The following is a 14,917-nucleotide window of genomic DNA, read 5'->3' as shown; positions in this document are numbered from 1 at the left end:
GCGTGCCGGTAGCTCCTGAAGCCCCCATCGGCCCAGACCTGCTGGCGCGCATGGCTACGGCATTCTTCACGGCGCTGCCCGGACAAACGCCCGATTTTGTGGGTGATGTTGCCGCCACGCCCCCGGCCTCCGTGCCGGGCGTGGGGCAGGCATCACCCCTGCCGCCCGGCGTGCAAGCGCCGGTCAACGTAGCACCGCCCGGCTCTCCACTGGCCAGCCCTGCCGGGTTAGGCCCGAGTGTGCCGGGCACGCCGTTCCCGCAAGGCATCGTGCCCGGTGCTAATTTGCTGCCAGCCTCGCCCACGCCGCTGGCCTCGTTGGCGCACCGTGCTCCGGCGCTGTGGCCCCATGCACCCGCAGGCAATGGGGTGCCCGATACGGTGGCCAGCGCCCTGCCCGCTTACGAACCACGCTTGGGCAGTGGCATCTTGGGTGTGCCCGAAGCCACCACGGCGGCCCGCCCGGCAGCAGCGAGCGCCTCGCCGTTCTACTTTCTGGCCGACCGGCAAGGCCATCCTGCGGCCACCGACCCACTGGACACTTTGGCACAGGCGCCCTTTGCCGTGCCCCAAGTGCCACGCGCCAGCACACCCACGGCTGGCCCGGGTGTGCCCAGCACCACACCCTCGGCAGAACCCCAGTTTTACTTTGTCGATGCCGTGGTGCTGCCGGGTGGTTACACCACACCGGCCCACCCAGCGCAAACAGGTGCGGTGCCACAGGCAGGCCACAGTACCCATCCGGCGTTCGATGTCCATGCCGTGCGGCGCGATTTCCCGGTGCTGCAAGAGCGCGTTAATGGTCGGCCTTTGGCTTGGCTAGACAACGCCGCCACCACGCACAAGCCGCAATCGGTCATCGACCGTATTGCTTACTTTTACCAGCACGAGAACTCCAACATCCACCGCGCTGCCCATGAACTGGCCGCCCGCGCCACCGATGCCTACGAAGGCGCACGGGAACGGGTGCGCCGCTTTATCAACGCACCGGACGTGAATGAGGTTATCTTCGTACGCGGCACCACCGAGGCCATCAATTTGGTGGCTAAAAGTTGGGGCTGGCAGCACATTGGCGAGGGCGACGAAATCATCGTTTCCAACTTGGAACACCATGCCAACATCGTGCCTTGGCAACAACTGGCAGCCGCCAAAGGGGCCAAACTGCGCGTGATTCCGGTGGATGATTCCGGTCAAGTGTTGCTGGATGAGTACCAAAAACTGCTCAACAGCCGCACCAAGCTGGTCTCGGTGACGCAGGTATCCAACGCCTTGGGCACGGTAGTGCCGGTTAAGCAAATCGTAGAGTTGGCGCACCGCGCTGGGGCCAGGGCGCTGGTGGATGGGGCGCAGTCCATCTCCCACATGCGGGTGGATGTGCAAGACATTGGCGCGGACTTTTTTGTTTTTTCTGGGCACAAGGTGTTTGGCCCGACCGGCATCGGCGTGGTCTGGGGTAAGCGCGAAGTGTTGGAGGATATGCCGCCGTGGCAAGGCGGTGGCAACATGATTGCCGACGTCACCTTCGAGAAGACCGTGTTCCAGCCAATTCCGAATAAGTTTGAGGCGGGCACCGGCAACATTGCCGATGCTGTGGGCTTGGGTGCAGCCATCGACTATGTGAACCGCCTGGGCATCGAGAACATTGCCCGCTACGAGCATGATTTGCTGGTGTACGGAATGCGCGCCTTGGGCGATGTGCGCGGCCTGCGCCTGATTGGCACGGCAGCAGACAAAGCCAGCGTGATGTCGTTCACCTTGGCGGACTACACCACCGCCGAGGTCGGCCAAGCCCTGAACGAAGAAGGGATTGCCGTGCGTACCGGCCACCACTGCGCCCAACCCATTTTGCGGCGCATGGGGGTCGAAGCCACGGTGCGCCCCTCCTTGGCGTTTTACAACACCTTTGAAGAAATTGACCGACTGGTGGCCGTGGTGCAGCGCCTGTCTGACCAGCGGCGCAGCAGGTAAATAGCTGCCACTTACGCCCGCTAGCACAGCGCCAGAGGCTTAGGCCTACTGGCGCTTTTTGGTCTATTTTGATCCTTCTAGAATGCCCAAAGCTACCACCTCTAAAACACCTTGGCCCACTGTGAAAGCCCCAAAATGGGGTGTTTGGGTTTCAAACTGCAAACCCGGCAGCGCGACCAGATGTCCTGTTTAATCACTGATCGTGGCCTTTGCTGAGTCGGCAAACTCTTGAACTATTGCTGTGAATTTACAGTTTCAACCAGCCGCCACGGCAAAGCCTCCCCTGCGCGCAGCGGCTTGAGTTCAGCCTCGCCAAAGGCAAAGCTCTCGGGGGGTGTCCAGCTTTCACGTTGCAAAGTGATGGTGCCTTGATTGTGTGGCAAGCCGTAAAAGGCTGGGCCATGAAAGCTGGCAAAGCCTTCGAGCTTGTCTAGCGCACCGGCATTGTCAAAAGCCTCTGCATACAGCTCCATCGCTGCATGGGCTGTGTAGCAACCGGCGCAACCACTGGCGTGCTCTTTCAAGTGCGCTGGGTGTGGCGCACTGTCGGTGCCGAGGAAGAACTGAGGCGCACCACTGGTGGCCGCTTGCACCAGCGCCACACGGTGGGTTTCGCGCTTGAGTACCGGCAGGCAGTAATAGTGTGGACGAATACCGCCGGTAAAAATGGCATTGCGGTTGTAAAGCAGGTGGTGTGCCGTGATGGTGGCTGCGGTATGGGGGCCAGCCTCTGACACATACTGCGCAGCCTCTTTGGTGGTGATGTGCTCCATCACGATTTTGAGTTCTGGGAAATCGCGGCGCAATGGCATCAATTGTGTGTCGATAAACACCGCTTCGCGGTCAAACAGGTCAATATCGGCACTGGTCACCTCACCATGCACCAGCAAGGGCATACCTGCACGCTGCATGGCTTCCAGTGTTGGGTAAATGTGGCGCAACTCGGTCACACCCGCATCGCTGTTGGTGGTGGCACCGGCGGGGTAGAGCTTGCAGGCAACAACGCCTGCCTGCTGGGCCAAGGCAATTTCTTCGGGGGGCAGGTTGTCGGTGAGGTACAACGTCATCAGCGGCTCAAAAGCCACCCCTGCAGGCACGGCGGCCAAAATACGCTCTTTGTAAGCCACAGCCTGTGCAGCCGTGGTCACTGGCGGCTTCAGGTTGGGCATGATGACGGCCCGCCCAAATTGGGCTGCGGTATGTGGCACTACGGTGTGCAAGGCGGCGCCATCGCGCACATGCAGATGCCAGTCGTCAGGGCGGGTCAGGGTGATACGGTTGGGGGCAGTGGTAGAGATGGTCATAGCGCCATTTTCCCATTGCACAGCCCCCTTTGCTTTAGCGGTAGGTGTAGGTTGCGCTGTAAGGCATGGTGAAAAACGGTGTGGTCAGCGTCATACCGATATTGCCCACTGTGCCATTAAAGCTGCACGAGGTCATGCTCCATGAGCCAGTCATGCCGCTGGTTGCTTGGGTGATGGTCTCGCGCAAAAGCGGATCATTACAAAACTCGTCTTGCGTGTTGGGCTTAGGCACGTTCTCAATCACGACAGGGGGCACTGTAAAACCTTGGGCCGTGACTTGGACTTCCAGCCGGTATTGGCCTTGCACGCCAGAGTCCACCACCAAAGAGCCGTAGCTCTCCAACGAGAAACCAGGGTTGGTCAGGCTCACGCGCGGATAGGTAACCCCTGCCACAGTGACTTGGGGCAGACGCAACACATTGCCGTTGGACAGGAACTCAATCTGGCTGCCAACTGCCGGATCGTCCACTTGGAGTTGTCCCAGGGTGATCAAGCGCAGGCGAACATCTCTGAACTGGGCGTTGCCATCAATCTTGACCAATGGCAGATTCAAGGTGCCAGCACCGAGATCAAAACTGGCCGTCTCTACGGCACCAGCCCAACCAACGACCAGTGCCCCCAGCAGACCAAGACCACTACGAACCATTACGGAAGAACGCATTACATCTCCTTTCTTACAAAAGCATGGAAAAACTCAATGTTGCAGGATTTTGTTCAGGAACTCTTTCGTCCGGGGCTGGCGAGCCTCGGGGTGGTTGAAGAAGTCATCCTTGGAGCAATCTTCCAAGATCTTGCCGCCCACGTCCATAAAAATCACACGGCTGGCTACTTTGCGGGCAAAGCCCATTTCGTGGGTGACGCACATCATGGTCATGCCTTCTTGGGCCAAGCCCACCATCACATCCAGCACTTCGCCCACCATTTCGGGGTCGAGCGCCGAAGTGGGTTCGTCAAACAGCATCACGATAGGATCCATGCTCAGGGCACGGGCAATGGCTACGCGCTGCTGCTGGCCGCCCGAGAGTTGGCCTGGAAACTTGTCTTTGTGTGCCATCAGCCCCACCCGGTCTAGCATTTTGAGGCCGCGCTGTTTGGCCTCATCGGGGGCGCGCCCCAGCACCTTGATTTGTGCAATGGTCAGGTTCTCCGTCACCGACAGGTGCGGAAACAGCTCAAAGTGTTGAAACACCATTCCCACATGGGCGCGCAATTTGGGCAAGTTGGTGTGGGGGTCGTGCAAGGGCACACGGTCGACCCAGATTTCACCCGACTGGATCGGCTCCAGCGCATTGATGGTTTTGATCAGGGTGGACTTGCCAGAGCCTGACGGCCCGCACACCACCACCACTTCGCCCCGGCCAATGCGGGCCGAGCAATCGGTCAATACTTGGTAGTTGCCGTACCACTTGGAGACGTTTTTGAGTTCAATCATGGTCATGTCCTCGGGTAAGCCGCGTTAGCGGATGATGGCAATCTTGCGGTGCAGGCGCTTGACCGCCCACGACAGTGCGTAACAGATGATGAAGTAACAGACGGCAGCCGCCAAGTAGGCCTCAATCGGGCGACCAAAATTTTTGCCTGCCACTTCAAAGCCCTTGAGCATGTCGTAGGCACCAATGGCATACACCAGCGAGGTGTCTTGGAACAAGATGATGGTCTGGGTCAGCAGCACCGGCAGCATGTTGCGAAATGCTTGGGGTAGCACCACCAGCCGCATGTTCTGACCATAGGTCATGCCCAAGGCTTGTCCGGCAAAAATTTGACCGCGTGGAATGGCTTGGATGCCCGCGCGCATGATTTCGCTGAAATAAGCGGCCTCAAAAGCCACAAAGGTCACAATGGCCGACAGCTCGGCACCAATTGGGCGACCAATCAGCATCGGAGCCAACAGAAAGACCCACAAGATCACCATGACCAGAGGAATGCTGCGCATTCCGTTGACATAAATGGTGGCAGGCACGTCCAACCATTTGCGTCCCGACAGGCGCATCAATGCCAGCACCGTGCCCAGCAAGACACCGCCCACAGTCGCAACCACGGTGAGCATCAGGCTAAACCCCAAACCCTTGAGCACAAAATCGCTGATCAGGTTCCAGTTGTAGAAGGAGAGATCAATCTGCATGTCAGTGCCCTCCTGCGCCCGAGGCTTGCAAGCCAGGGATGCGTACCCGTTTTTCGATGAAAGCCATGATGCGGTTGATGGCAAAGGCCGACAGCACATACAAAGCCGTGACCGCCAGATAAACCTCAATGCCGCGTGCGGTCTCTTCTTGGGCTTGCATGGCAAACATCGTCAGTTCGGCCACCGAGACCGCAAAGGCCACCGAGGAGTTCTTGAAGATGTTCATCGTCTCACTGGTCAGCGGAGGAATGATGATGCGAAAAGCAGCAGGCAGCAACACATAGCGGTAACTCTGGAAGGTGGTAAACCCCATTGCCATAGCCGCATAACGCTGACCGCGTGGCAGCGTCTCAATTCCGGAGCGCACCTGCTCTGCAATCCGTGCAGAGGTAAAGAAACCCAGCGCCAGCACCACCAGCACAAACCCCGGCACAGCTTGCAAGGCTGGAATGAGGGTGGGCAGCACGTGGTACCAAAGAAAAATTTGTACCAGCAGTGGTATGTTGCGAAACAGCTCGACCCAAGCATTGCCCAGTTTGACGATGTAGGGGCGGTCGGGCAGAGTACGCAAAGTACCTATCAGGGTGCCCAACAACAGGGCCAACAGCAGGGCCAGCAACGATACCGACATCGTCCAGCCCCAAGCGGACAGCATCCAATCCAAGTAGGTGATGTCCCCACCCTTGCCAAAACAGCCCTGCACGGGCGCGCGTTCAATGGTGTCTTCGCAAAACACCTGCCAATCCCAAGCCATAGTGTGCTCCCTTCCTGTACGGACAAAAAAACCCCTTCAAACGCCACGGCTTGAAGGGGCGCAAGGCTGGGCAGGCTTACTTCTTGGCGTAGTCTTCCAGAGGTTTGTCGTTGGGGTTGGCCCAAGCTGCCTTGGTGGCCTCAGACAGAGGCAGGCCAATCTTGGTATTGGTGGGTGGCACGGGCTGCATGAACCATTTGTCGTAGAGCTTGGCCAGCGAGCCATCGGCAATCTGGCGCTTGATGCTGTCGTCCACCGCCTTCTTGAAGGCGGGATCGTCTTTGCGCAACATGCAGGCAATCGGCTCGACAGAGATCACTTCGCCCACAATCTTGAAGTCGGCTGGGTTCTTGGCCTTGGAGATGTTGGCCGCCAAAATGGAGCCATCCATCACAAAAGCGTCGGCACGGCCTGTTTCGAGCAGCAAGAAACTGTCCGCATGGTCTTTACCCATGACTTCCTTGAAGTCAATGCCGCCCGCGCGTTCATGTTTGCGCAAGTGCTGCACTGAAGTGGTGCCGGTGGTGACGGCCACGTTTTTGCCATTGAGGTCTTTGATGGCTTGGATGCCCGAATTGGCCTTCACAGCAATGCGCACCTCCTCCACATAGGTGGTCACGGCAAAAGAAACATCCTTTTGGCGGGCCGCGTTATTGGTGGTGGAGCCGCACTCTAGGTCTACGGTGCCATTGCTGACCAGAGGAATGCGGTTTTGCGAAGTCACAGGCTGGTATTTGACTTCCATTTTGGACAGGCCCAACTGCTTTTGGATGTCGGCCAGCACCCGCTCACCCATTTCAGTATGAAACCCGACATATTTGCCATTGCCCAAGGTATAGCCCAAGCCAGAGGACTCACGCACCCCCAGCGTGGCACTGCCCGAGGATTTGATCTTTGCCAAAGTGTCGCCAGTTTGTGCCACGGCAGCCGTGGCGGCCAGGGTAGTGATGGCCAGGGCCAGCAGGTGTTGTTTCATGGTGCTCTCCTTGTGGGTGAATGAAAGATGCAAAAACGGTGGTATCGCACAGATTGTTACCTTAGCAAGATACTTGCCCGGATTGCGCCATTGTGGCGAATGACACCTGAGTTTTTATGGGATCAGGTGCTGTTTGTCTCCATTTGCACGGTATGGTGGGACTGCAAAAATGTCCATAGGGCTTGTGCGGTACTTTTGGTGGTTTCTTTGCCTGAGGGCTTGTCGCGGCAGGCGCGTATGTCCATTGTCAGCTCCAACAGGGGCAGCCCCGCAGCTTCGGCACGCACCAGTCGGCCTTGTGCCAGATCTTGCGCCACGGCGCTGTAGGGTAAAAAGGCAACGCCATGCCCTTCCAGCGCCATGGCCTTGAGCCCCTCGGCCATGTCGGTTTCGTACACACGATCCAAATGAATGGGCGAAGGTGATTGTTTGAGGATCATTTCAGTCACCCCCCCCAGATAGGCACCCGGTGCGTAGCCCAAGTAGGGCAGCGGCTGGGCCACCCGTCCCGGCAGCGCATGCAATGGCTGACCCCGTGCATCGGGCTTGGTGTAGGGTGCCAGCACTTCCTGCCCCAACACCACCATATCGTGGCGTTGGGCATCAATCTGCAAGGGTTGTGATGCATGGTGGTAGGTGATGAGCAAATCGCAACTGCCTTCCACCAACCGCATCACGGCATCATGGACATTGAGGGCAATCAGCCTGCTCTTAAACGGCCCAAATTGGGCTCGCAAGCTTGATACCCAAGCCGGGAAAAAAGTGAATGCCAGTGTGTGTGGCACGGCAAACTCGATCATGTCTTGGCTGGAGGAGCCATGCGCGCGCAGGGTGGTGCGTGTGTTTTGCAGCGCCTGCAACATCTCCAATGCTTGGTTGTAGAGGGTTTTGCCTGCAGGTGTGAGCCGGGTAGGGTAGGAGCTACGATCGACCAGATCGGCTCCTGCCCAAGCTTCTAATGCTTGGATACGCCGCGAAAATGCTGGCTGTGTGACATGGCGCAATTGCGCCGATCTACTGAAGCTGCGGGTTTCTGCCAGACTGACAAAGTCTTCAAGCCACTTGGTTTCCATAGGGGCATTATCGGCGCAGGTGGTGGTGCCATCGGGGTAGCCACAGAGGGCCGCATAATAGGAGAACTGCGTCTACAGCGCATTCTGGTCGGGCTGATGGCACACAACGCCAATACGCAGCGGCCCCTCTGTCGTTTTTGCTCTCCCCCGATTTCCCCTGTCATGTCTTCCCCTCCCCATTCTGGCCCAGACACTGCTGCTGGCCCCGCTGCTTCTGTGTCCCCTGCCACTGAACCGCATTCCTTGTATATCGAAGACGGGTTGACCGTGCTGATCATGGCAGCTTTGGCCTTGATCACTTTGGCCAATGTGCTGGCCCGTTACTTCACCGACAGTTCGATTGCATGGACAGAAGAGATTTCCGTCTTTCTGATGATTGCTCTGGCACTGGTAGCAGGTTCGGCTGCCGTAGCCCGTGATCGGCATATCCGCATCGAATACTTTGCGGAGAGTGGCTCGGGTGCCCGGCGGCGCTTTCTGGCCCGTTTTGGTGCCTTGATGGTGGCATTGCTGTTTGCTGCCATTGCGGTGTTGAGTGTGCGTGTGGTCTGGGACGACTATCGTTTTGAAGAGACCTCGCCCGGCATTGGTGTGCCGCAGTGGTGGTATTCCATCTGGCTGCCCATCTTGTCAGCTTTGATCACGGTGCGGGCCATAGGTTTGTTTATCCGGCGCGGCAAGCAGCCAGATGTGGAGTTCTTGGAGGATGCCCAATGATTGCCACGCTGCTGTTTGCTATTTTTCTGTTGATGATGCTGATAGGCGTGCCTATTGGCGCTGCCTTGGGTTTGGCCGGTGCCGCCGCTATTGCGCTAGCCAACCAAGACGCACAATGGTTGGGGCTGTTGGCAGTGCCACAGAACTTTTATGCCGGGCTGGGCAAATACCCCCTGCTGGCAATCCCTATGTTTGTGTTGGTGGGCTCTATTTTTGACCGTTCGGGCGTGGCCCTGCGACTGGTCAATTTTGCGGTAGCCATTGTGGGGCGTGGCCCCGGTATGTTGCCACTGGTCGCCATTGCAGTAGCCATGTTCTTGGGTGGCATTTCCGGCTCTGGCCCGGCCAATGCTGCGGCTGTGGGCGGGGTGATGATTGCGGCCATGTCACGCGCTGGTTATCCCGCGTCGTTTTCGGCCAGCGTGGTGGGCGCTGCAGCGGCTACCGACATTCTGATTCCCCCTTCAGTGGCTTTCATCATTTATTCGGTCTTGGTGCCAGGCGCTTCGGTGCCTGCCCTGTTTGCTGCCGGTATGGTGCCAGGTGTGCTGGCTGGGTTGGCCTTGATCGTGCCTGCAGTGTGGATGGCGCGCAAACACCAGATGGGCGCTCTGGAGGCCGATATGCCCCGCCCACCGTTTTGGCAAAGCCTGCGCGAGGCGGCCTGGGGCTTGGCCGCGCCCGTTCTCATTTTGGGTGGGATGCGTGCAGGTTGGTTTACACCCACCGAGGCTGCCGTGGTGGCTGTGTTTTACGGCTTGTTTGTGGGCATGGTGATTCACCGCACGATCAGTGTGCGCGACCTGTTTCCCATTTTGCGGGAGTCGGGCGAGTTGTCCGCAGTGATTTTGCTGGTGGTGTCGCTGGCGGGGATTTTTGCCTATTCACTCTCTACCCTGGGAGTGATTGACCCCATAGCAAAAGCCATTGTCAACTCCGGCTTGGGTGAGTATGGCGTGCTGGCGCTGTTGATTTTGCTGCTGGTGACGGTGGGCATGTTTTTGGATGGCATTTCCATCTTTTTGATTTTCGTGCCCTTGTTGTTGCCCATCATGCAGCACTATGGCTGGGATCCAGTATGGTTTGGTGTGATCTTGACGCTCAAGGTGGCACTGGGCCAATTTACGCCGCCGTTGGCTGTCAATCTAATGGTGTCGTGCCGCATTGCCGGTGTGCGCATGGAGTCCACCGTGCGTTGGGTCGGCTGGATGTTGTTTGCCATGTTCTTGGTCATGGTGCTGGTGATTGCGTTTCCGCCACTGGCATTGTGGCTCCCCGCCCGCTTGGGCTATTGATCTCCAAGGAGAAAATGAATGAAACTGCGTACCTTTCTGATGAGCACCGTCGCTGCAGCTGCCACGCTGGCTTTCACAGCCCCCGCAGTGATGGCACAGCAGGCCGCTTACAAGAGTGAATACCGCATGTCGTTGGTGTTGGGCACGGCCTTTCCTTGGGGCAAGGGCGGCGAGCTTTGGGCCAACAAAGTGCGTGAGCGTACCCAGGGCCGTATCAATATCAAGCTCTATCCCGGCGTCTCGTTGATCCAGGGCGACCAGACCCGTGAATTTTCGGCGTTGCGCCAAGGTGTGATTGACATGGCGATTGGCTCGACCATCAACTGGTCGCCCCAAGTCAAGCAGCTCAACCTGTTCTCGCTACCTTTTTTGATGCCCGACTATGCTGCCACCGATGCGCTAACCCAAGGCACGGTGGGCAAGAGCTTGTTCCAGACGCTGGACAAAGCAGGTGTAGTGCCACTGGCTTGGGGGGAGAACGGTTATCGTGAGATCACCAACTCCAAAAAGCCCATCAAGTCTCCGGCAGACCTCAAGGGCATGAAAATTCGCGTGGTCGGCTCTCCGCTGTTCTTAGACACCTTCACGGCGCTGGGGGCCAACCCAACGCAAATGAGTTGGGCCGATGCCCAGCCCGCCATGGCCAGCGGTGCGGTGGATGGTCAAGAGAACCCCCTGTCGGTCTATCAGGCAGCCAAGCTGCACACTGTGGCACAAAAGTATGTGACCTTGTGGGGCTACATGAATGATCCGTTGGTGTTTGTGGTCAACAAAGACATCTGGAATTCTTGGACACCCGAAGACCGCGAGATCGTCAAGCAGGCCGCGATTGACGCTGGTAAAGAGCAGATCGTCATTGCCCGTAAGGGGCTGGTAGAGGCGGACAAACCATTGGTCAAGCAATTGGTAGCCAACGGTGCCACTGTGACCGAGTTGACGGCTGCCGAGCGTGACGCCTTTGTCAAAGCCACCCGTCCGGTAGTAGATAAGTGGAAGGGCCAGATCGGTGCCGATCTGGTAGCCCAAGCCGAGAAAGACATTGCAGCCCGCAAGAAGTGAGCACGACAAGGGCCAGCGCGTCTGCGGGTGCTGCTGGCCCTATCGCCAAAGAAGAGAGACTCCGGCGGTTTTCACATCCCCAGTGACTTGAGCAGCTCGTCGGTTTCGCTCAGGGCTTGGGGCGCGGGGGTGGGGGCCGCAGCGGTTTCGCGGGTCTGGGCCATGAGGGCGTCAGGATCGGGCGCAGCCTGGGGTTCAAACTCGTAGAGTTTGATAAATTCAGTGCGGTCAATCGCCATCTCCAAATAGAAAATGTTGTTGGCGCTGGTGTAAAAAGTGACTCGGCGGGCTTCGGGCTGGTCTAGGTTGGCATCCACATTGAGCACCACCTCTTTGTTGAGCACCAACATTTTGGGCTGGTTTTGCGTGATGTGTGTTTGCAGCTCACGGCGCACTTTGCCCGTAAAGTCTCCAACCACTTGGTTCATGAGCTCGCCCATGACGTTGCTGACTTCATCCGAAGTGAAAGAGTTGGCCAGCTCACTTTTGGACATGCCCATGCTGAGCATGTAGCTCTCGTAGATTTCCATGGCGGCTGCGCCAGAGAAATTGATGATCACCAGCCCAGAAAAGCCCCCATCAAACAACACAAAGCAACCAATGTCGGGTTTGAGGCAGGTTTTGCTGATGCGCTGCACCATGCCGGAGTAGTTGATCTGGGTCTGGGTAGCTACGTTCAGCACCCTAGTAACAGAGTTGCACAGGCTGACCAGCACATCTTCTGTGCCATAGACCACGGAATCTTGGAGTGCGCTCATGGATTTGTCTCAAAAAATAGGGCTGTCGGTGAAAGGCGGTGTATAGCACAAGCTTAGGCGGCCTCGCCGCTTTGCTGCAAGGCCCACATGTTGGCGTAGCGGCCGTTGGCGGCCAGCAGTTGGGTATGGGTGCCCCGCTCAATGATCTGGCCTGCCTCCATGACCAAAATCTCGTGCGCATCTACGACGGTGGACAGCCGGTGTGCAATCACCAACGTGGTTTTGTTTTGTGCCACATTGCTCAACTCGGTCTGGATGGCACGCTCGTTGGCCGAGTCCAACGCTGATGTCGCCTCGTCAAAAATCAAAATGGGGGGGTTCTTGAGCAAGGTGCGGGCAATAGCCACACGCTGTTTTTCACCGCCTGAGAGTTTGAGGCCGCGTTCACCCACCATCGTGTCATACCCCTTGGGAGTGGCGGCAATGAAATCGTGGATTCGGGCCGCACGGGCCGCTTCTTCTACCTCGGCACGGCTGGCACCAGGGCGGCCATAGGCAATGTTGTATTCCACCGTGTCGTTGAACAGCACGGTGTCTTGTGGCACGATGCCAATAGACTGGCGCACGCTGGCTTGTGTGACTCGGCGCAATTCTTGCCCGGCAATGGTGATGTGGCCCTGTTGGATGTCATAGAAGCGAAACAGCAGCCGTGCCAGTGTTGATTTGCCCGAACCCGACGGCCCCACCACTGCCACCGTCTTGCCCGCAGGCACCTCAAAGCTGATGCCCTTGAGGATGGGACGTGCCGGGTCGTAGGCAAAATGCACGGCCTCAAAACGCAGGGCAGCCCCTTCGCGTGGCACCACCAACGCCGATGCACCAGAGGCATCGGCCACTTCGCGTTCGCGATCCATCAGCGTGAACATTTTGTCCAGATCAGTCAGGCTTTGCTTGATTTCACGGTACATCACGCCCAAAAAGTTGAGCGGAATGTAGAGCTGGATCATGAAGGCATTCACCATCACCAAATCGCCCAGCGTCATGCGGCCCTCGGCCACGCCTTGGGTGGCTCGCCAGAGCATGGCAACTAAACCGACCGCAATGATGATTTGCTGCCCCGCATTGAGCATGGACAGGGTGGTTTGCGCCTTGAGGCGGGCTGTGCGCAGGCGTTGCAGGCTTTGGTCGTAGCGTTGTGCTTCAAAACGCTCGTTATTGAAGTATTTGACGGTTTCGTAGTTGAGTAGCGAATCAATGGCCTTGCTGTGCGCGGCAGAATCAAACTCATTGGCTTGGCGCCGAAATTGTGTACGCCACTCCGTCACCCAGACGGTAAAGGCGATGTAGCAAACCAACGCTGTCAAGGTAATGCCCGCAAACCAGAGATCAAACTTGACCCCCAACACTGACAACACCAGCAGCACTTCGATCAGCGTGGCACCAATGTTGAACAATGAGAACGAGATCAGTGATTCAATGCCGCGCACACCGCGCTCGATGTCGCGCGTCATGCCCCCCGTTTGGCGCTCCAAATGAAAGCGCAGGCTCAAAGCATGGAGGTGCTCAAAGGTTTGCAGCGCAATGGCACGCGCAGCACCTTGCGTGGCTTTAGAAAACACCAGTTCGCGCAATTCTGTAAAAAACGAGGTAGACAGCCGCAGGCCACCATAAGCCAATAGCAGCCCCACAGGCACTACCAGCAAAGCGGTGGGCTGGCCGGGTTGGATGGACATGGCATCCACCAAGTTTTTTAGCAGTACGGGCACCCCCACATTGGCCACTTTGGCCGCCAGCATGAAGACGATGGCAGCGAGCACCCGCCATTTGTATTGCCAGAGGTAAGGCAACAGGCGCGAGAGGGTGGCCCAATCAGAGCGCGTTGGGGGGGGCGCATCGGGTGCAGCAGGGGGGGCGATGTGGCCGTGGTGGCGCATGGAGGACAATGCTTCAAGTTATTCTTACCGAGATTGTGCCCATGACTTCCACCTGTACTGTTGCACCCACCCGTTCACCGAATGTGCAGCTCCCCACCGATATGGAGCTGGTACTCAAAGTGGTGCCCATGCCTGCCGACTGCAATGTCAACGGTGACATCTTTGGTGGTTGGGTCATGGCTCAGGTGGATATTGCTGGCTCCATTTTGCCCAACCGCTATGCGCGGGGCCGTATGGCTACGGTGGCGGTGAATGAGTTCATCTTCAAACAGCCGGTGCGGGTGGGCGATTTGCTGTCGTTTTATTCCAAGGTGATTCGCATTGGCACAACCTCCATCACCGTGCAGGTAGATGTGTTTGCCGAGTGCTTTACCGAACAGGGGCGCTACGTCAAAGTCACAGAGGCCCGCCTCACCTATGTGGCTATTGACCACGAAGGCCGCCCGCGCCCCCTACCACAGCCATTGCCTTGCCAAACGCCAGCGGCTTGAGCGTTGTGGGCGGTTGTCAGGAGACGATGTAGGCTGCCGAACCTGCCGACATCAACTGTCCTTCTGGCCCCAAAAACTCCATTCGGGTGCTGGCCACCCGCGAGCCCAGACGCAACACCTGGGCGTGCAGCTCAAAATGCGTGCCAATACCGGGGCGCAGGTAGTCTACGCGCAGGTCAATCGTGCCGAGTTTGCCAAAGCGTTGCAGGCGCTGCGCTGGCGGCTCGTCCATGTGTTTGGCACCCGTGGCTGCCATGACGGCCAATGCGCCCGTAGCGTCTAGTCCGGCACTGATGACACCACCATGCACCCGGTGGTAGGCAAAGTGGCCTACCAACTCGGGCTTCATGTCGATGCGCGTCACAACACGCTCGGGCTGTACGCTCACGATCTTGAGCCCCAAGAGCTGGTTAAAGACGATGCGCTGCTCAAAGATGTCTTTCAGGCCCGCGATAAATTCGGGTTCAAATGCGATGGATAGAGGAGTGTTTTTGCTCATGCTAACCATTGTGCGGCAGCCACCTACA

At 57.8% G+C, this 14,917-nt stretch carries 15 protein-coding genes; 5 read left to right on the top strand and 10 right to left on the bottom strand.

Annotated elements, in window-relative coordinates; all coding sequences use genetic code 11:
- Window positions 1-50 precede the first annotated feature (50 nt).
- Complete coding sequence (locus ACFO6X_RS10485; protein WP_382432801.1) at window positions 51-1,967, top strand: family 2A encapsulin nanocompartment cargo protein cysteine desulfurase; 1,917 nt, start codon at window positions 51-53, stop codon at window positions 1,965-1,967.
- A 233-nt stretch (window positions 1,968-2,200) separates the two neighbouring features.
- Here the strand turns inward: ACFO6X_RS10485 and pyrC are convergent, their stop codons facing one another.
- The 7 genes from pyrC to ACFO6X_RS10450 form a co-directional block, all read right to left on the bottom strand.
- Window positions 2,201-3,271, bottom strand: coding sequence for a dihydroorotase (pyrC, locus tag ACFO6X_RS10480; RefSeq protein ID WP_382432750.1), 1,071 nt, complete (start codon window positions 3,269-3,271; stop codon window positions 2,201-2,203).
- A 34-nt stretch (window positions 3,272-3,305) separates the two neighbouring features.
- On the bottom strand, window positions 3,306-3,932 hold the full coding sequence (locus ACFO6X_RS10475) for a hypothetical protein (protein WP_382432748.1): 627 nt from the start codon (window positions 3,930-3,932) through the stop codon (window positions 3,306-3,308).
- 33 nt (window positions 3,933-3,965) lie between these two features.
- The gene (locus ACFO6X_RS10470) at window positions 3,966-4,703 is read right to left on the bottom strand and encodes an amino acid ABC transporter ATP-binding protein (RefSeq protein WP_382432746.1); all 738 of its coding nucleotides are present in this window, start codon (window positions 4,701-4,703) and stop codon (window positions 3,966-3,968) included.
- 24 nt (window positions 4,704-4,727) lie between these two features.
- Complete coding sequence (locus tag ACFO6X_RS10465; protein WP_382432744.1) at window positions 4,728-5,393, bottom strand: amino acid ABC transporter permease; 666 nt, start codon at window positions 5,391-5,393, stop codon at window positions 4,728-4,730.
- Window position 5,394: 1 nt separating this feature from the next.
- On the bottom strand, window positions 5,395-6,147 hold the full coding sequence (locus ACFO6X_RS10460) for an amino acid ABC transporter permease (RefSeq protein ID WP_382432742.1): 753 nt from the start codon (window positions 6,145-6,147) through the stop codon (window positions 5,395-5,397).
- Window positions 6,148-6,223: 76 nt separating this feature from the next.
- A complete protein-coding gene (locus ACFO6X_RS10455; protein ID WP_382432740.1) occupies window positions 6,224-7,123 on the bottom strand; it encodes an amino acid ABC transporter substrate-binding protein in 900 nt (299 codons plus the stop codon).
- Between the two features lie 122 nt (window positions 7,124-7,245).
- On the bottom strand, window positions 7,246-8,196 hold the full coding sequence (locus ACFO6X_RS10450) for a LysR substrate-binding domain-containing protein (RefSeq protein ID WP_382432738.1): 951 nt from the start codon (window positions 8,194-8,196) through the stop codon (window positions 7,246-7,248).
- A 162-nt stretch (window positions 8,197-8,358) separates the two neighbouring features.
- Between ACFO6X_RS10450 and ACFO6X_RS10445 the strand changes: the two genes are divergently transcribed.
- From ACFO6X_RS10445 to ACFO6X_RS10435, 3 genes are read left to right on the top strand one after another with little or no spacing between them, the layout of a single operon-like run.
- Window positions 8,359-8,913, top strand: a complete 555-nt coding sequence (locus tag ACFO6X_RS10445) for a TRAP transporter small permease (RefSeq protein WP_382432736.1) — start codon at window positions 8,359-8,361, stop codon at window positions 8,911-8,913.
- Window positions 8,910-10,208, top strand: coding sequence for a TRAP transporter large permease (locus ACFO6X_RS10440; protein WP_382432734.1), 1,299 nt, complete (start codon window positions 8,910-8,912; stop codon window positions 10,206-10,208). Before ACFO6X_RS10445 ends, ACFO6X_RS10440 begins: the two co-directional genes overlap by 4 nt.
- 18 nt (window positions 10,209-10,226) lie before the next feature.
- Window positions 10,227-11,267 (top strand): DctP family TRAP transporter solute-binding subunit, encoded by a 1,041-nt coding sequence (locus tag ACFO6X_RS10435; protein ID WP_382432732.1) that lies wholly within the window; start codon window positions 10,227-10,229, stop codon window positions 11,265-11,267.
- A 71-nt stretch (window positions 11,268-11,338) separates the two neighbouring features.
- Here the strand turns inward: ACFO6X_RS10435 and ACFO6X_RS10430 are convergent, their stop codons facing one another.
- The gene (locus ACFO6X_RS10430) at window positions 11,339-12,025 is read right to left on the bottom strand and encodes a DUF3334 family protein (protein ID WP_382432730.1); all 687 of its coding nucleotides are present in this window, start codon (window positions 12,023-12,025) and stop codon (window positions 11,339-11,341) included.
- Window positions 12,026-12,078: 53 nt separating this feature from the next.
- A complete protein-coding gene (locus ACFO6X_RS10425) occupies window positions 12,079-13,899 on the bottom strand; it encodes an ABCB family ABC transporter ATP-binding protein/permease (protein ID WP_382432728.1) in 1,821 nt (606 codons plus the stop codon).
- 41 nt (window positions 13,900-13,940) lie between these two features.
- Here ACFO6X_RS10425 and ACFO6X_RS10420 point away from each other — a divergent pair, with 41 nt between their 5' ends.
- Window positions 13,941-14,390 (top strand): acyl-CoA thioesterase, encoded by a 450-nt coding sequence (locus ACFO6X_RS10420; protein WP_382432726.1) that lies wholly within the window; start codon window positions 13,941-13,943, stop codon window positions 14,388-14,390.
- Between the two features lie 16 nt (window positions 14,391-14,406).
- On the opposite strand, the gene ACFO6X_RS10415 is transcribed toward ACFO6X_RS10420, so the two are convergent.
- A complete protein-coding gene (locus ACFO6X_RS10415; RefSeq protein ID WP_382432724.1) occupies window positions 14,407-14,889 on the bottom strand; it encodes a thioesterase family protein in 483 nt (160 codons plus the stop codon).
- Window positions 14,890-14,917 lie beyond the last annotated feature (28 nt).

The organism is Giesbergeria sinuosa (assembly GCF_042652905.1).
Classification (GTDB): domain Bacteria; phylum Pseudomonadota; class Gammaproteobacteria; order Burkholderiales; family Burkholderiaceae_C; genus Simplicispira; species Simplicispira sinuosa.
This window is presented reverse-complemented; position numbering and strand designations above follow the sequence as displayed.